Below are 17303 nucleotides of genomic sequence, written 5' to 3'. Positions count from 1 at the left end.
GAAGAAGTCGAAGCACAAAAAAGCTAGCGCTGCGCCAGTCGGCGCTATCGCTTTAACGCTTTTTTCGCTTCTCCATTAAAAGCCCCTCAGTCGCTGCGCGACAGATTCCCCTTTTTGTCACCTGCGGTGACATCTTCCCCCGACCGGGGGAAGTCGGCCCTCTCGGGGGAGCAAGCGCTCGCCCGCAGCGCCGCGCTTTCGTAGAAAGCGGCGCTGCAAATGCAGTTTGGGGTTACGACCCCTCTCCGTGAAAATAGCGTTTGGAGCGCTCCGCAGAGCGCGACAAACGCGAAATAAAAAATAATTTTCCGCTGAATATGCCCAGAGCGCAAGCGGAGGGCATTTTCAATCGTTCTATCTACAGGAGGTACTCGCGCGATGCAGCGCACAGAAAAATATTTTGAGCAGGACGCTTTCCGCACCGGATGCAAAAGCGTCATCCTTGCCGCAGAGCCGGACGAAAAGACCGGCGGCGGGCGCATTGCGCTGGACGGCACGGTGTTCTACCCGGAGGGCGGCGGTCAGCCCGCCGACCGGGGCACGCTGACCCTGCCGGACGGCACGGTGCTGCGGGTGCAGGACGTCCACGAGCAGGCGGGCATCATCTGGCATACGGTGGATGCCCTGCCTGCTGCCGCAGCACCCGGCACAGCCGTTGCCGGCTGCATCGACTGGGACTGGCGGTTCGATAAGATGCAGCAGCACACCGGCGAGCATATCCTCTCCGGCATTTTGCACCAGATGTTCGGGGCAGAGAACGTGGGTTTCCATGTGGGCACCGAGGCCGTGCGCATGGACACCAGTGTGCCCATCAGCCCCGAGGGGCTGCGGCAGGCGGAGCTTGCCGCCAACCGCATCGTGTGGCAGGATGTGCCGGTGCTGGTCAGCTACCCCACCCGGGAAGAGCTTGCCGCCCTTGTCTACCGCTCCAAAAAGGCAATCGAGGGGCAGGTGCGCATTGTGACCATCCCGGGCGCGGACGTCTGCGCCTGCTGCGGCACCCACACCCGCACCACCGGTCAGGTGGGGCAGATCAAGATCCTTGCCAGCGAGAACTACAAGGGCGGTGTGCGACTGAGCGTAGTGTGCGGCGCCCGTGCACTGGCGGCGGCGCAGGCCATGCGCGCCCGGCAGGCAGACGTCGGTGCGCTGCTCTCTGCCAAGGCCGACCAGACCGCTGTGGCGGTGCATCGTGTCTACGACGAGTATACCGCACTCAAGTTTACACACTTTGGACTGTGCAGCCAGCTGTTTGACGCCCTTGCGCAGCTGACCGCGCCCGATGCGGACGCCATCCGCACCCTGCCGGGACTGGACCCGGACGGGCTGCACCGGCTGGCTGTGCGTCTGACCGAAGCCACCACCGGCCTGTGCGCCGCCCTGACCCCCACCGAAAAGGGCACCGGCTACTGCCTTGCCCAGCGGGACGGCGATGTGCGCGCCCTGACCAAAGCACTGAACGCCGCCCTGAACGGACGCGGCGGCGGCAAGCCCGGCATCTGTCAGGGCAGCTGCGCCGCCACCCCGGAGCAGGTGGAGAGATTTTTGAAGGAGAACAACAAACTATGAGAATGCGTTTCAAACCCTATGCCCACGACGAACTGATGGCTGCGGATTTCCATGTGCACGAGCCCCTCATCTGGGGCGGCAAATGGCACGGCCAGTATGCCCGCCCGGAGCAGCCCTTTATTCTGGAACTGGGCTGCGGCAAGGGCGGCTTCATCTCCCAGCTGGCCTGCGCCCACCCGGAAAACAACTATCTGGGCATCGACATCACCGACAAGGTGCTCATCCTTGCCAAGCGCAAGATCGAAGCCGCCTATCAGGCAGCGGGGCACCCCATCGACAACGTGAAGATCATGAGCACCGATATCGAGCGCATCAAGGGCGTCATCACCCCGGAGGATGAAGTCAGCCGCATCTATATCAACTTCTGCAACCCGTGGAGCAAGAACGACTCCTCCCACAAGCACCGCCTTACCTACCCGCGCCAGCTCATCGCCTACCGGGAGTTTCTGAAGGACGGCGGCGAGATCTACTTCAAGACCGACGACGACGACCTGTTCCGGGACAGCGTGGAGTATTTCCCCGCTTCCGGCTACGACATCGAGTGGATCACCTACGATCTCCACGAGAACGAGCCGGAGTGGAACATCCGCACCGAGCACGAGGGCATGTTCACCGAGATGGGAATTAAAATCAAGGCACTCATTGCCCGCAAGAAGCCCGGTGCCGACAGCGTGACATGGGTAGACCCCAAGGTGCTCAAGCGGATGGCACGCGAAGCTGCCGCTGCCGAAGCCGCCGCGCAGGAAGGCGAAGGAAATGTCTGACCCCTGTGAGCTGTGCCTGAATAATATTCAGGACGAATACGGCAGCTACTACTGCGCGCAGGGCGCTGCGCTGGACGAGGACGAGATGGCACGCTATCTTGCCCACAGCACCGCTGCCTGTCCCTTTTTTGAGCCGGGGGACGAATATAAGATCGTATCCAAACAGAACTGAAGAACGGAGGTGCCTATGGTAAGCTTTCTTACCGATACCGTGGTATGCGGCTTTTCGCTGTACCATATTCTGGCCTATTTCCTAATCTACTCCTGTATAGGCTGGTGTCTGGAGGTCATCTACGCCGCCGCCACCACCGGTCAGCTGGTGAACCGGGGCTTCCTCAACGGCCCGGTCTGCCCCATCTACGGCTTTGGCATGATCATCGTGCTGTTTGCCCTTACGCCCTTGCAGCACAGCATCCTGCTGCTGTATATAGGCGGCGTCATCCTGCCCAGTGCGCTGGAACTGGTGGGCGGCTGGGCGCTGTATAAGCTCTACCACACCCGCTGGTGGGATTACAGCGATTTTCCCTTTAATATCGGGGGCTATATCTGTCTGGAATTCTGCCTGCTGTGGGGCGTGGGCACGCTGGTGGTCATGCGCATCGTGCACCCGGTGGTGGCCGACCTTGTAGCCCTGATCCCGCCCTTTGTGGGGGTCATCCTCATGTGCTTTCTGTATGCCGTATATGCGGTGGACGTGGTGGCTACCGCCATTGCTGCCTCTGCACTGGCCGATACGCTGGACACCATGGAGCAGCTGGGCGACAGTATCCACGCCGTCAGCGACGCCATGACCCAGCTGCTGGGCACCACCACCCTGAACGCCGACCAGAAACTGGACGAGGGACGGCTGCAATTCAAGCTTGCCGCCGCCGAGGCGCGGGACGCCGCCGAAAAGCGTCCCTCTGCCCGTGAGACGCTGGCTGCCATCCGCGCCAAGGCCGCCGAGGCCAGCGAAGCTGCCCGCCGCGCCAGCGAGGACGCCCGCCTGAACGCTGCCGAAGCTGCCAACGCCGCCCGCCTTGCTGCCAAGGGCACCGCCGAGCGCGCTGCTGAATTGTTGCAGCTGGAACAGCTGGCAGCAGAGCTGCAAGCCCGCAGTGAGGAGATGCAGGCACAGCTGCTGCGCACCCCCCGCATCGTGGGCCCGCGCCGTATGCTGCGCGCCTACCCGAAGCTCCGGCACGGCAAAAAGCTGCGCACCCTGCCCACATTGCGGGAGATGCTGCACCGCGCCGAACAGGAAAACAAGGACGACAACAAGAATACCAAATGATCCCGAATGCCGCACCGGCGCTGCCGTGTGTGGCATTTTTGTTGCGCTTTGCTCGAATAATGTTGTTATAAAGTGTGAAAAAACTATTTCAAAACGACTGAAACCGTGTTATACTGATTATAAAGTATACAAACCGACCGCAATCGGCTTATCCGCATTCAATCTATCCAAATTGTGAGGAATCGTCATGTCAGAGGAACGAAAGACCAAAACAGATGTCACCGCACCGGCATCTGCTGCGTTGGAGCGAATCGACCGCAAGGACGCATTTTTACAGGCCCTGCATACATTCCTGACCGCGCATCAGGGAACGGAATGGGCTGTCGCCGCTGTGGATATCCAGCACTTCAAGCTTTATAACGAGCTTTACGGCACCGAAAAGGGCGATGCTCTGCTGGAAACGGTGGCAAACTGTCTGCTGGGTTACAGCAAGCAGACCGGCTATCCTGTGGGCTATTTTGGAAATGATGACTTTTTCCTGTGCCTGCCGGACGAAAAAGCCGAGCAGACCGCTGTGCTTGCCACGCTGCAAGCCTGCATGAATGCCGACAGACAGGATGTCACCTTCTTTGTGGTAATGGGCGTGTGCCCCGTGCAGGCAAACCCCGGCGCAGATGCCGCCACCCTATGCAACTACGCGCAGATTGCCGGTGTAACGACAGACAGCGGCTACCTGCACCGCTTTGAGCCCACCATGCTCAACGAGCTGAAAGAACAGCAGCAGCTGCTGGGCGAGCTGGAGCACGCACTGGACAACCACGAATTCTGCTTCTTCCTGCAGCCCAAGTGTAACAGCATCACCCGCGCCATCGTGGGCATGGAAGCGCTGGTGCGCTGGAACCACCCCACCCGGGGCTGCGTTCCTCCCGCCGAGTTCATGCCGCTGCTGGAGCGCACCGGCCTTGTGACAAGGCTGGACCAGTACATCTGGGAATCCGTCTGCCAGACCCTGCAGAAGTGGCAGGAAAGCGGCAGCAACCTTGTACCGGTGTCGGTGAACGTTTCGGTGCAGGATATCCTGAACTTGGATGTGCCGCAGATCTTTGCAGATCTGGTGGAAAAATATAAGCTGGAGCCAAAGCTTCTGCTGGCTGAGATCACCGAGACCATGGTGGCCGAGGACACCCAGATGGTGGAAAACGCCATTCAGGGGCTGCACCGCAAGGGCTTCTCGGTCATGATGGACGACTTCGGCAGCGGGTATTCCTCGCTGAATATGCTCAAGGATACCAACGTCGATGCCATCAAGCTGGACATGAAGCTCATCGACATGAACCAGGAGAACCGCAGCAAGGGCGTGCAGATCGTGGAGTCGGTGGTGGATATGGCGCACCGGCTGAATCTGCCCATCATCGCCGAGGGCGTGGAGACCCCGGAACAGGTGTCCATGCTGCAAGCCGCAGACTGCCTGTACTCGCAGGGCTACTATTTCTTCAAGCCCATGCCGGTGGAAAACGCCGAAAAGCTGCTGGCAGATCCCACCAATCAGGATTACTGGGATCTGCGCCGCGACCTGATGCGCCGTGACCGCCGGGTGGAGAACCCGGGCACCGAAAAGACCGCGCTGGCCTTGCAGGCGTACCAGATCTTTACCGATAACGTGCTGGAGATCTCGCTGCTGAACCTTGCCACCGGTGCGTACCGGGTGATCAAGCGGGACGCCCGCCTGCTGGATCCGGATCTGGAAAAAGAAGAAGATTTTGTCAACTACTGCGACCGCATGGTGAACGAGAAGATCGTGCACGAGGAGGACGCAGACCTGTTTTTGGAGCAGACCGATCTGGAGGCCTTGCGCTCTGTGCTGTACCACGCCACTGCGCCGGAGTTCTACCGCTACCGCGAGAACGTGTCCGGCCAGTATATCTGGGTCACCACAGAGGTGCTGCCCTGCCGGGGCTGCTGTGCTCAGAACCCGTGGGCGACCGTGCTGGTGCGCAACGACGCACAGGCCGACCAGCTCAGCGAGGAGCTGGACTTCTCTTACAGCCACGACACCCTGACCGGTCTTGCCAACCGCAGCCGGTACGAAGCCGACCTGCGGGAGCTGCCCAACAGCGGATACGAATCCGTGGTGTGCACCTACATTGATGTGGTGGGGATGCACGAGGTAAACGAGCATCTGGGTCATCGCAGCGGCGACACCCTGCTGTGCTGTCTGGCAAACGCCGCCCGCAAGTTCTTTGCTACCAGCCGGGTGTACCGCATTGGCAGCGATGAATTTGTCATCTTTACCCCCAACGAGCCGCCTTACAGTGTGTGGAGCACCGCAGACCGGATGCGCGCCTTCCTGAAGGAAAAGGACTATGCTATTTCCGTAGGCATCCAGCAGACTACCGACCTGCGCCATCTGGACGAAGCTGTCGCCAAGGCCGAGGCTGCCATGCGGCAGGACCGGCAGGCTTACTACGACCACAACGGCCGTGCCCGCCAGCTGGAAGGCCTGAACGAAAAGATGGAGCGCACCTTGCAGGAAAAGCGGGACGCGGAGCACTTTTTGAAGGTGCTTGCCCCCAAATACAAGACAGTAATCGTGGTGGACTTGCAGCAGGACACCGTGCGCCCCATTATTGTGCCGGACTACTTCCAGTCCGTTCTGGACACCTGCGGCGGCTCCTTCCGCGCAGCGCTGACCCACTACCGCGACACGCTGGTAGCGCCCGAGGACAGAGAAAACTTTGCAAAGTTGTTCGATTTCGGCCTTGTGCGCAGCACCGTGTTCAGCAGTAACCTGCTGGAGCACCGCTACCGCAAGACGGATGGCCGCAGCTTCTGCATCCGTGTGACCCCATACTCCCGCAGCGGCTCCCATATCAACGAGGTGCTGTGGATCTTCGCGGATGAAGATGTAGAGTAAAATATTCTTATAAGCAGAAAAGCAGCCAGACCGTCCGGTCTGGCTGCTTTTGCGTTTGTCGGGGATAAATGCCGTTTTCCTCCACGACCCCACCCGTGAAAATGGAATACCGGAGCGTCCGCAGACGCTCCGGTATTCCGAAATAAAAAATAATTTTTCCGCTGAATATGGCTAGCAACGACGACGACCGCCGCCAGCGGCGGAAACAGGGAGGCGTTGTTGGGGCAGCGGCCAGCAAGACGCAAGTGCCGCCCAAGGCACGATGCGGATGCTGGGTGCCGCAACCCGGAAGCAAGCGGAGGCCATTCCAAATCGTCCCGGCGGCAGGATGCCCACTGTCTTGCAAAAGCGCCGGGATGTGCTATAATAGAAATTACTTATTCCATACAATCTATGTGGGTATATGGGCACCGCCCGCTGTTCCCGCAAAGCAAGGAGCTTTTCTATGCAGCATCTGTCCCGAACCGTTTCTCCCGCTCTGCCGCACCCCTGCCTGCGGGCGCTGCGGGCGGCTTTTCCGCAGACCATCCCGGTGCTGGCGGGTTATTTTGTGCTGGGGCTGGGCTACGGCATCTATGTGCAGTCCTTGGGGCTGCCGGTGTGGATGCCCATGCTCATGGGCACTGTTGTGTACGGCGGCTCGCTGGAGTTCGTGCTGGCAAGCCTGCTGCTGGGCGCGTTCTCGCCGCTGTCGGCCTTTCTGATGGCGCTGATGATCCAAGCGCGGCACCTGTTCTACGGCCTTGCCATGCTGGAGCGCTATAAGGGCTACGGCTGGCGCAGCTTTTACATGATCTTTGCCATGAGCGACGAGACCTTTTCCATCACCTGCTCGGCAACGCCGCCGGAAGGGGTGGACAAGGGCTGGTTCATGTTCTTCATCACCCTGCTGGATCAGCTTTACTGGGTGGGCAGCGCCGGGCTTGGGGCTGCGCTGGGCACCGTGCTGCCCTTCAGCACCGAGGGCGTGGATTTTGTCATGACCGCAATGTTCACGGTCATCTTCCTGAACCAGTGGGAAAAAGATCAGCAGCACGGCAGTGCCCTGATCGGGCTTGCCGTGCCGCTGGTGTGTCTGATTGTATTTGGCTCCGGCAGCTTTCTGCTGCCGTCCATGGCTGGCATTCTGGTGCTGCTGCTGGCTTTGCGCCGTCCGATGGAAAAAGCAGCCGGGGAGGTAGAGGAATGACAGCAGTTCAGATGGGGCTTACCATTGCGGTGTGCACCGCTGCCACCATGCTTACCCGTTTTTTGCCGTTTCTGGTCTTTTCCAGCAAGGAGCAGCAGCCGCCGGAGGTGGTGCGGTATCTGGGGCGGGTGCTGCCCGCCGCTATTTTCGGGATGCTCATCGTCTATTGCCTGAAGGGTGTCACCCCGTTCTCCGGCAGCCACGGCATCCCGGAAGCGCTTGCGCTGCTGGCCACCATCGCGCTGCACAAGTGGAAGCACCAGACTCTGCTCAGCGTAGCCGGGGGCACCCTTTGCTATGTACTGCTGGTGCAGCTGGTGTTCTGAGCAGTGATGCTCAGTGATAGAAGGTGTCAAAGTTCACCTGACGGTAGAATCGCTGCTGCAGCTGGTCAAAGCTTTCGCAGTTCTGCGCCAGCAGCCACATACTTTTGGTCACCACCGCCTCGATGGTCATATCGTGGGCTTCCAAGAAGCGGAAGCGGTTGCGCACCCGCTTGCCCACCTCGTACACGCCCACGTCGCTGCCCTCGTAGGTGACCTGCGTGGTCATGATGAGTACCTTGTGGGTGGTCTCGTAATCGCCCAGCCCGGCGGCAAAGGCGTCCATCAGCTGCTGCGGGATGCCGCCCACGCCGAAGCTTTCCACGATGACGCAGTCGTACAGACGGAAGATCTCCGGGATGAGCGCCGGGGACATGCCGGGCGTCAGCTTGAGCAGGAACACCCGGCTGTCCAGCGTGCGGCTGAACTCCACCGGGCCGGTGGGCCACGGCGAGGGGATGTACCGCACCAGCCGGTCGCCCTGCACCAGCGCCAGCTCCGGGAAGTTGACCGAGGCAAAGGCGTCGTAGCTGATGGTCTTGTTCTTCTTGGCGCGGGTGCCCGCGATGACGTGCCCGCCAAACACCACCATCACGCCCCGGCTGCCCGGGTCGATGGCGCAGACCACGCTGTCCCGCAGGTTTTTCTTGGCATCCGTGATCTCGTTGGAGATGGGCTGCTGCGCGCCGGTGAGGATGATGGGCTTATCCGCGTTCTGGATGAGATAGGAGAGTGCCGCCGCAGAGTAGGCCAGCGTATCCGTGCCGTGGCAGATGATAAAGCCATCGTACAAGGCGTAGTTTTCCTGAATGGCGCGTGCCATCATGAGCCAGTGCTCCTGCCCGAGGTCGGTACTGTCGATGCTGCACAGCGCCAGCGTTTCCGGGCAGCACAGCTCCTTCAGCTCCGGCAGATGGGCAAGCAGTTCCTCGCTGCTAAGCACGGGCTTTAACCCCTGCTGGGTGCGCACGCTGGCAATGGTGCCGCCGGTGGTGATGAAAAGCAGACGTTGTTTGGACATAGAACAAAAGCCCCCTGTGGCAGTAGATTTCAACATGACAACAGTATAGCACACGCCCCGGGGCTTGAACAGTGCCCGCCGCCCAAAAAGTTTTTGCGACCCGGTCACAGAAATCTGCGCGGCTTTGGTGTATAATAAGGGCAAAAGAACCATGCAAAGGAGCAACACCATGTCCAACATCGTCATCGTAGGTTCCGGCCCGGCGGGGGTGTCCGCCGCTTTGTACGCCGTGCGCGCCGGGGTGCAGACCACCGTGCTGACCAAGGGCTCCGGGGCGCTGGCGCGCGCCGAAAAGATCGAAAACTATTACGGCTTCGCCCAGCCGGTCTCCGGGCCGGAGCTGGAACGCCGCAGCATCGAGAACGCCCGGCGGCTGGGGGTGCAGTTTGTGCAGACCGAGGCCGTGGGGCTGACATGGACCGACCGTTTGACCGTGGAAACGCTGGCAGGCGCGTACCCGGCAGACGCGGTCATTCTGGCAACGGGTGCTTCCCGCGCGGTTCCCCGCATCCCGGGGCTGACCGGGCTGGAAGGCCACGGCGTAAGCTGGTGCGCCGCCTGTGATGCCTTTTTCTACCGCGGCAAGGACGTGGCGGTGCTGGGCAGCGGCGAGTACGCCCTGCATGAGGTGCAGGCGCTTTTGCCGGTGGTAAAAAGCGTCACCCTGCTGACGAACGGCGCAGCTCTGACCGCAGACTTCCCGCCCGAGGTAGCCGTCTGCACCCAGAAAGTGGAAGCCATTCTGGGCGAGCAGACCGTCACCGGCGTGCAGCTGGCGGGCGGCGCGGTGCGGGAGGTATCCGGCGTATTTGTGGCGCTGGGCGTGGCGGGCAGTACCGCACTTGCCCGAAAGCTGGGCGCTGCCGTAGAGGGCAGCCGCATCGTGGTGGACGATAAGATGCAGACCACCGTGCCCGGCCTGTACGCCGCCGGAGACTGCACCGGCGGGCTGCTGCAGGTGGCAAAAGCGGTCTATGAGGGCGCACTGGCGGGTACGGAAGCCGCCAAGGCGCTGCGAAAGGGGTGAGCCGTATGGCTGAAACATCTCCGCACGCCCGGTGTCTGGCCTGTGCGTTCCCGTTCTGGGAGCAGCTGACCCCGGCAGAGCAGGAGCGGCTGTGCCGCTTTACCCGCCCGGTGCACTACGCCAAAGGCGCCCGGGTGCACAGCCCGCTGGAAAGCTGTGTGGGCATCCTTTTACTGCGCAGCGGGCAGCTGCGCTCCTATCTACTGTCCGAGGACGGCAGGGACGTGACACTGTACCGCCTGTTCGGCGGGGAGGTGTGCATCCTGTCCGCCTCCTGCGTGATGGACGCGGTGAACATCGACCTTTACATCGATGCCGAGGAGGACACCGAAGCGCTGTGCATCAGCGCGGGCATCTTCCGGCAGCTGATGCAGGAAAACGTCTATGTGCGCTGCTACGCCTACCAGATGACGGCAGAGCGCTTTTCCGATACCATGTGGACGATGCAGCAGATTCTGTTCATGAGTGCCGACCGGCGGCTGGCGATTTTTCTGACCGACGAGCTTGCCAAGACCGGCGGCGCGGACCTCCGCATGACCCACGACCAGATGGCAAAGTACATGGGCTCTGCCCGCGAGGTAGTGAGCCGGATGCTCAAATACTTTGCGCAGGAGGGCTGGGTACGCCTGTACCGCGGCGGGGTGCAGGTGCTGGACAAGCAAAAGCTGCAAGCGCTGGCAAGAGGAGAATAAGTTTTTCTTTTTTGCGCGGGGACAAACCCTCTCAGTCACGCCGCAAGGCGTGACTGAGAGGGTTTCAAAAATAAAAGGGGCTGTTGCACAGGCTTTCTTCCTTGTGCAACAGTCCCTTTCATTTTGATCAGTACCATTGGAGAAGCTTCTCCGCATCCCTGCGGCCCTTCTCGTACATCTTTTCCAGGCTCTCTTTGTCTTTGGTCAAGGTGGACATGCCCTCGGTGCTGTCCGGGGCAATGACACAGGCTTTGCCTTCCTGCTCCATGGCAAGGGCCTTGTGGACAGCGTCATTGTACCGCCGGGCACGCTGGGTCAGCCCTTTGGCGGCCTCCGGGTATCTGCGGCAGATGAGACGGGAGAGCCTTTCGTCCCGCTTATTGTTCCGCTCAGCCGTCACAGGCTTTGTCAGGATGACTGCCACCCGGTCACAGCCCATCTCCAATGCCTTTTCCAGCGGCACCGGGTCGGCAAGGCCGCCATCATAATAAGGTGTACCCTCAATAAAGATGGGCTGATCCACCACCGGGATGCAGCAGGAGGCCATAAGCGGGGTGTAGTCGTCCTGCTTCATCGCCGCTTTCGTAAAATATCGGGCCTTTCCGGTGCGGGCATCCGTAGCCACCACGATCATCTCTGCCGGGTCTGCCATCATGGCGGGGTAATCCAGCGGGTTCTCGCCGCCCCGGTTGCTCAGGGTACCATAGACATACCCCAGATCGAGATAAGAATGCTTCTGCACCAGATTTTTCACACTCATGTATTCCTTGCGGAAGCTGTATTCATCATAAAAGGGCTTGTTCCGGCCATGCTGGCCTGCAATGTAGGAGCTCATATTGGCACTGCCCGCCGACACGCCGATACAGCAGTCGAAGTGGATGCCCTCTTCCAGACAGCGGTCCAGCACACCGGCACCGTAAATGCCCCGCAGGCCGCCGCCCACATCAATGATCCCGTTCTTCATTGTTTCATTCCTCCATTTTCCACCTTAGTATAGTCTTTCTGTGAAAAAACGGTATCGGCAATCCACGAAACTTGATAAAAAGAACCGGACAGGTGCTTTTCACGGCATCTGCCCGGTTTGCGTTTAGGAGATTGCGTCCACGTCCCACTTCATGCGGACGGCGTCGGCGCCGTCCAGCTTGATGTGCAGCGCACCGGCGTTGTCCAGTACCTGCTCCGGCTTGCGGGCACCGCACAGGACGTGCAGCCCGGGGATCATGCGGGCGGTCATGGCGATGACCAGCTGCGCCATGGTGCAGTCGTACTTCTCGGTCAGGTCGCCCCACTTTGCCAGCAGTTCCAGCGCCTGTGCCCGGCGGGTGGGCTGGAAGCAGGGGTTCGTGTTGCGGGTGCTGCCCTCCGGGTAGGTGGTGTCCATGGTCACCTTGCCGGTCAGAAGCCCCTGCTCCAGCGGGGAGTAGGCCTGTACCGAGACGCCCAGCTCCTTGCAGGTGGGCAGCAGCTGCTTTTCAATGCGGCGGGTCAGCAGGCTGTACTTTTCCTGAATGACGTCCAGCTGGCCGTACTTGCAGTAGCCCCGGATGATGTCGGAGGTGACGTTGGAAGCACCGATGGCGCGGATCTTGCCCTGCTCCTTCAGCTTCATCATGGCTTCCATGGTCTCTTCCAGCGGATACACGCCAAAATCCGGGCTCTGCCAGTGGGTGTACAGCACGTCCAGATGGTCGGTGTGCAGACGGCGCAGGCTGTCCTCCACGTCCTCGATGATGCTCTTGGCGGAAAGGTCGCGGTACACCTGTACGCCGTCCACTACCTTGTGCAGGATGGGAGACTCGTGCCGCCACTCCAGGCCGCATTTGGTGGAAAGCACCACCTTGTCGCGGTCGATGTGCTTCATGGCCTCGCCCACCACTTCCTCGCTGTGGTACAGCCCGTAGATGGGTGCAGTGTCGATCCACTGGATGCCCTGCTCTACGGCAGTCTGGATGGCCTTTATCGACAGTGCGTCATCGTTATCACCCCACCATGCACCGCCGCCGATGGCCCATGTACCCATGCCCAGAAACGGCACGGCGATGCCGCTTTTGCCAATGTTGATATTCTGCATATCCTTTACCCTCCGTGCCAGCAGTGTTCCCCGCAATGGGAACCCTCATTCTGATGTCTGGCATTCTATGTTGTATTCTTGATTGCTATATAAAAAAGGCTGTGGAGCGCAGATGCACTCCGCAGCGCTCTTTTATCAGATGTTGCCGAACTCGCTCAGCTGCAAGCTCTCGTTGTGGGTCTCCGCCCAGCGCACCGCCCAGTCGGAGGTGAACAGCAGCAGACGGTTGCCCTTCATGTCCTCCACAGCCTTGGTATCGCTGGTCAGGTCCAGATCCCGCAGGTTGTAGGTGTCGGGGTCGTTCTGCACCCAGCGCAGCTGCTCAAAGGGCAGCTGCTGCATGCGGATCTCCACGTTGTATTCGGTGTTCAGGCGGTACTCCAGCACTTCCAGCTGCAATACGCCGACCACGCCGACCACCACTTCTTCCATGCCGCCGCCCACTTCGCGGAAGATCTGGATGGCGCCTTCCTGCGCGATCTGCTCCATACCCTTCACGAACTGCTTGCGCTTCATGGTGTCCTTCTGCTCAATGCGGGCAAAGTGCTCCGGAGAGAAGGTGGGGATGCCTGCGAACTGGACCTTCTTTTTGCCGGTGCACAGGGTATCGCCGATGGAGAAGATGCCCGGGTCGAACAGGCCGATGATGTCGCCTGCGTAGGCCTCGTCCACGATGGCGCGATCCTGCGCCATCAGCTGGGTGCCGGTGGCCAGCTTGATGTTCTTGCCCTCCTGCACATGGTAGGCTTCCATGCCGCGCTCGAACTTGCCGGAGCAGATGCGCATAAAGGCAATGCGGTCGCGGTGGGCCTTGTTCATGTTGGCCTGAATTTTAAAGATGAAAGCGGAGAACTCGTCCCGGCAGGGGTCCACCGGCTCGCCGGTCAGGCTGTCCACGCGGGCCAGCGGGGCGGAGGTGAGCCGCAGGAAGTTTTCAAGGAAGGGCTCCACGCCGAAGTTGGTCAATGCAGAGCCGAAGAACACGGGGCTCAGCTCACCGCGCAGCACCTTTTCCAGATCAAACTCCTCGGCAGCGCCGTCCAACAGCTCGATCTCGTCCACCAGCTGCTGGTGCAGATAGGGGGTCAGCAGCTCGTCCAGTGCAGGGTCGCCCAGCTCGGCCTCGGTCTCGCTGACCTTCTTCACGCCGTTGGCGCGGCCGTCGCTGGAAAAAGCCAGCACCTTGCGTGCGTTGCGGTCGAACACGCCCTTGAACTCCTTGCCGCAGCCGATGGGCCAGTTCATGGGGTAGGTCTTGATGCCCAGAATCTCCTCGATGTTCTCCATCAGCTCAAAGGGGTCGCGGGCTTCGCGGTCCATCTTGTTGATGAAGGTAAAAATGGGGATATGGCGCAGGGTGCACACCTTGAACAGCTTGATGGTCTGCGCCTCAACGCCCTTTGCGGCGTCGATGACCATGACGGCAGAGTCTGCCGCCATCAGGGTGCGGTAGGTATCCTCCGAGAAGTCCTGATGGCCGGGGGTGTCCAGAATGTTCACGCACTTACCGGCGTAGTTGAACTGCAGCACCGAAGAGGTGACCGAGATACCACGCTGCTTTTCAATGTCCATCCAGTCGGACACGGCGTGCTTGGCGCTCTGCTTGCCCTTGACGGAACCAGCCTGATTGATGGCTCCACCGTACAGCAGCAGCTTTTCGGTAAGGGTGGTCTTACCTGCGTCGGGGTGGCTGATGATGGCGAACGTCCTGCGGCGTTCGATCTCTTCACGATTTGTCATAGATCGTAGTTTCTCCTATAAAAATTGCCTTTGCAAGGCAGAGAATGAATGGCAGACAGGCGGTGTCTTACATGGGAGCCTCCATCCTGCTTTCTGAGAAAACCCTCTCCGGCCTGATGTCAGCTGTGACTGAGAGGGTTCTTGTTTTTACACATACGCACTTTATTCTATACGAAAACGCGTGATAATGCAAGGGTTTTCGTTATTTTTTCAGGATCAGGCAGGGCAGAGGGGCAGTTTCGGCCCAATTGGCAAAATCACACACCAGAACGGTGAAACTTTTCAGTGGAAGTGCGCGCAGAAAACGCAGCACCGCCTGTTTTTCGTCCGAGCCGATGACCGCCCCGCTGTACAGGATGGCGCTCACGATGCCGCCGGGGCGCACCGCCTGCAGCGCCGCCTGCAAGGCGGGGATGCTGCTCTGCGCGGTGGAAAATACCCCGTGGTCTGCCCCCGGCAGCCAGCCAAAGTTGAACATGACTGCATCGGCAGTGCCGGGCTGCACATACTGTAATAAGTCGGCGTGGCTGCCGCAGACAAGCTCGTATCGCTCTGCGGGCACATTTGCCTGTTCCAGCCGGGTGCGGGTGGAGCGGATGGCTTCGGGCTGCACGTCAAAAGCCAGCACCCGCCCGGCGGGGGCGGTCAGATTGCACAAAAAGGCGGTGTCGCCGCCGTTGCCGCAGGTGGCATCCACGCACAGCTGCGGGTGCACCAGCCGGGCGGCTAAAAAGTCCTGCACGAATTTGACTGCCGTTAAATCCGGGGTGCGGCGGCGCACCAGCTGCCCGCCCTCGGCGGCAAAGCCGAATTTGCCCCAGAAGGCAAGCTCAGCGGCGTTTTCCGGCAGCGGGGCGGTAAACACCGTGGCAGCTTCCCGGTCATAGCCGCCAAAGCTGCGCAATACTTCTTTTAACAGGTAGGAGCCGTAGCCCTTGCGCCGCCACCGGGGCAGGATGCACAGGGCGGTAAGCTGTGCGCCCTTGGGGGCGGGGGAGAGGGTGCACTCTCCGATGCAGTCCTTTTCTTTATACAGGGCAAACCCCTGTTCGGTGCGGCGCAGTTCCATAAAAAGCTCCTCCTTGACGGGCAAATGTTCTTCCCTTACAATAGCAAGCGGCGGCGCGGCTGTCAAGGGCAGAAAAACAGGACCGCATTTCACATATTCTTCACGGCGCAAGCGATTGATTTTCACATTTGACAGTTACAATAGGGACAGTTCAAAGGAACAGATGTCCCTGCGGACCGGCCTTTGAGGGAAGGATGTAGTAACATGGAAAACGAGAACAAGTGGGAATACGATTATTCCGCTTCCAATAACGAGACCGGCTACCCCAACGTGGGCAGCAGCGGCATGAACACGGCAAACCAGTACAACGAGCCGGAAGCGCAGCCTGCGCGCCCGGCCTATACCGCCCCGGCAGATGGCGGCAGCGTGCCGCCCACCCCGCCGGAGCAGCCGCAGTACAGCGCCCCGGCGCAGCCGGAAAAGCCCCGCCGCAAGAAGAAGTCTGGCGGCGGAAAGCTGGCACGCAGCGTCGTGGCGCTGGTGCTGGCAGCAGCCATGGGCTTTGCGGGCGGCTTTGTGGGTGCAAAATACGGCGGCGGCAGCAAGGTGATCATCCAGCAGGTGGAGCGCCCGGCCAGCTCTGACAGCAGCACCGACAGCACCGGCAATTCCATCAGTGCCACCAGCGGCACCGGTCTGAGCACTGCACAGGTAGCTGAGATGGTCAGCCCCAGCGTGGTGGTCATCACCACCGAGCAGGTGGTCTACTCCCAGTGGTCCTGGTACGGCCAGAGTCAGGTGGAGAGCGGCGCCGGCAGCGGCGTCATCATCAGCTCGGATGGCTATATCCTCACCTGCGCCCATGTGGTGAGTGGGGCATCCAACATCACCGTGAGCATCGGCGACAAGGATTACCCCGCTACGCTGGTGGGCGAGGATACCACCAGTGATATCGCCGTGGTGAAAGTCGATGCTACCGGCCTGACCCCTGCCACCGTGGGCAACAGCGACAGCCTGAAGGTGGGCGAAAGCGTCATGGCCGTGGGCAACCCCCTGGGTGAGCTGGGCGGCACCGTGACCAGCGGCATCGTCAGCGCCCTGAACCGCAGCGTCAGCATTCAGGGTTCCAGCTCTGTCAACACCATGTCTCTGATCCAGATGGATGCCTCCGTCAGCCCCGGCAACTCCGGCGGCGGCCTGTTCAACATGAACGGCGAGCTGGTGGGCATCGTCAATGCAAAGTCCTCCGACAGCGATGCCGAGGGTCTGGGCTTTGCCATCCCGGTGAATGACGCCGTCAAGGTGGCGCAGGAGCTGCTGGAAAACGGCTATGTGACCGGGCGTCCCTATCTGGGCATCAGCTACTATGCCGTGACCAACGCCCAGACCGCCGCCCAGCTGGGCGTGAACGCCTACGGTGTCTACATCGTGGAGGTAGTCAAGGGCGGCCCTGCCGACAAGGCGGGCTTGCAGGCCGGTGACCGCATCGTGAGCGTAGACGGCAGCGAGGTGGCCACCCAGAGCGACCTTGGCACCCTGATGCAGGACCACAAGGCCGGTGACACCATCGAGATCACCGTCGCGCGCGGCGGTCAGATGCAGACCGTTACTGTCACCCTTGGCGAAAAGGGCGCAGAGAATAACTGAAAATAGTAAAAAGGCGAGAGTCCTCCGTTTTTTCGGAAGGCTCTCGCTTTTTTTGTTTGTACCGCGCTCCGCGGGGGCAGAGGCTGTTGCCGAGGGATGTTCTCTTTTGATGTCAAAAGAGAAC

15 protein-coding genes are annotated in these 17303 nt (G+C 60.5%); 10 read left to right on the top strand and 5 right to left on the bottom strand.

Annotation, left to right across the window (positions count from 1 at the left end; translation table 11 throughout):
• Positions 1-378 precede the first annotated feature (378 nt).
• The 7 genes from WMO44_RS13235 (at position 379) to WMO44_RS13205 (ending at position 7975) form a co-directional block, all read left to right on the top strand.
• Positions 379-1569 (top strand): alanyl-tRNA editing protein, encoded by a 1191-nt coding sequence (locus WMO44_RS13235; RefSeq protein WP_349152867.1) that lies wholly within the window; start codon positions 379-381, stop codon positions 1567-1569.
• A complete protein-coding gene (gene trmB, locus WMO44_RS13230; protein WP_349152866.1) occupies positions 1566-2333 on the top strand; it encodes a tRNA (guanosine(46)-N7)-methyltransferase TrmB in 768 nt (255 codons plus the stop codon). Before WMO44_RS13235 ends, trmB begins: the two co-directional genes overlap by 4 nt.
• The gene (locus tag WMO44_RS13225) at positions 2326-2505 is read left to right on the top strand and encodes a DUF6472 family protein (RefSeq protein ID WP_349152865.1); all 180 of its coding nucleotides are present in this window, start codon (positions 2326-2328) and stop codon (positions 2503-2505) included. The genes trmB and WMO44_RS13225 overlap by 8 nt, the downstream gene beginning before the upstream one ends.
• 15 nt (positions 2506-2520) lie before the next feature.
• Positions 2521-3606 carry a putative ABC transporter permease gene (locus WMO44_RS13220; protein WP_349152864.1) on the top strand — a complete coding sequence of 362 codons (1086 nt, stop codon included), beginning with the start codon at positions 2521-2523 and terminating at the stop codon, positions 3604-3606.
• Positions 3607-3793: 187 nt separating this feature from the next.
• Complete coding sequence (locus WMO44_RS13215) at positions 3794-6460, top strand: EAL domain-containing protein (RefSeq protein WP_349152863.1); 2667 nt, start codon at positions 3794-3796, stop codon at positions 6458-6460.
• Positions 6461-6905: 445 nt separating this feature from the next.
• On the top strand, positions 6906-7649 hold the full coding sequence (locus tag WMO44_RS13210) for an AzlC family ABC transporter permease (RefSeq protein ID WP_349151106.1): 744 nt from the start codon (positions 6906-6908) through the stop codon (positions 7647-7649).
• Entirely contained in the window at positions 7646-7975 is a 330-nt protein-coding gene (locus tag WMO44_RS13205; RefSeq protein ID WP_055186190.1) for a branched-chain amino acid transporter permease, read from the top strand. The genes WMO44_RS13210 and WMO44_RS13205 overlap by 4 nt, the downstream gene beginning before the upstream one ends.
• Positions 7976-7985: 10 nt before the next feature.
• Here WMO44_RS13205 and WMO44_RS13200 read toward each other — a convergent pair whose 3' ends face one another.
• A complete protein-coding gene (locus tag WMO44_RS13200) occupies positions 7986-8993 on the bottom strand; it encodes an asparaginase (protein ID WP_055186189.1) in 1008 nt (335 codons plus the stop codon).
• 169 nt (positions 8994-9162) lie between these two features.
• On the opposite strand from WMO44_RS13200, the gene WMO44_RS13195 reads away from it, so the two are divergent.
• Both WMO44_RS13195 and WMO44_RS13190 read left to right on the top strand, forming a co-directional pair.
• Entirely contained in the window at positions 9163-10020 is an 858-nt protein-coding gene (locus WMO44_RS13195) for an NAD(P)/FAD-dependent oxidoreductase (RefSeq protein WP_249254442.1), read from the top strand.
• Positions 10021-10025: 5 nt separating this feature from the next.
• On the top strand, positions 10026-10712 hold the full coding sequence (locus WMO44_RS13190; RefSeq protein ID WP_118658051.1) for a Crp/Fnr family transcriptional regulator: 687 nt from the start codon (positions 10026-10028) through the stop codon (positions 10710-10712).
• Positions 10713-10839: 127 nt separating this feature from the next.
• Here WMO44_RS13190 and WMO44_RS13185 read toward each other — a convergent pair whose 3' ends face one another.
• The 4 genes from WMO44_RS13185 to mnmM all read right to left on the bottom strand — a co-directional run bounded on the left by WMO44_RS13185 (position 10840) and on the right by mnmM (position 15685).
• Positions 10840-11676, bottom strand: a complete 837-nt coding sequence (locus tag WMO44_RS13185) for a patatin-like phospholipase family protein (RefSeq protein ID WP_349152862.1) — start codon at positions 11674-11676, stop codon at positions 10840-10842.
• A 123-nt stretch (positions 11677-11799) separates the two neighbouring features.
• Positions 11800-12783: an aldo/keto reductase gene (locus WMO44_RS13180; protein ID WP_349152861.1), complete on the bottom strand. Its 984-nt coding sequence runs from the start codon at positions 12781-12783 to the stop codon at positions 11800-11802.
• Between the two features lie 135 nt (positions 12784-12918).
• Positions 12919-14523: a peptide chain release factor 3 gene (locus WMO44_RS13175; RefSeq protein WP_349152860.1), complete on the bottom strand. Its 1605-nt coding sequence runs from the start codon at positions 14521-14523 to the stop codon at positions 12919-12921.
• Between the two features lie 202 nt (positions 14524-14725).
• Positions 14726-15685: a tRNA 5-(aminomethyl)-2-thiouridylate-methyltransferase MnmM gene (gene mnmM, locus WMO44_RS13170; protein WP_349152859.1), complete on the bottom strand. Its 960-nt coding sequence runs from the start codon at positions 15683-15685 to the stop codon at positions 14726-14728.
• A gap of 111 nt (positions 15686-15796) precedes the next feature.
• Here mnmM and WMO44_RS13165 point away from each other — a divergent pair, with 111 nt between their 5' ends.
• On the top strand, positions 15797-17179 hold the full coding sequence (locus WMO44_RS13165; protein WP_349152858.1) for a S1C family serine protease: 1383 nt from the start codon (positions 15797-15799) through the stop codon (positions 17177-17179).
• Positions 17180-17303 lie beyond the last annotated feature (124 nt).

It is taken from the genome of Faecalibacterium tardum (assembly GCF_040096515.1).
GTDB classification, from domain to species: Bacteria; Bacillota; Clostridia; order Oscillospirales; family Ruminococcaceae; genus Faecalibacterium; species Faecalibacterium tardum.
The sequence above is the reverse complement of the archived record's forward strand: the minus strand, read 5'-3'. Positions and strand labels throughout refer to the sequence as shown.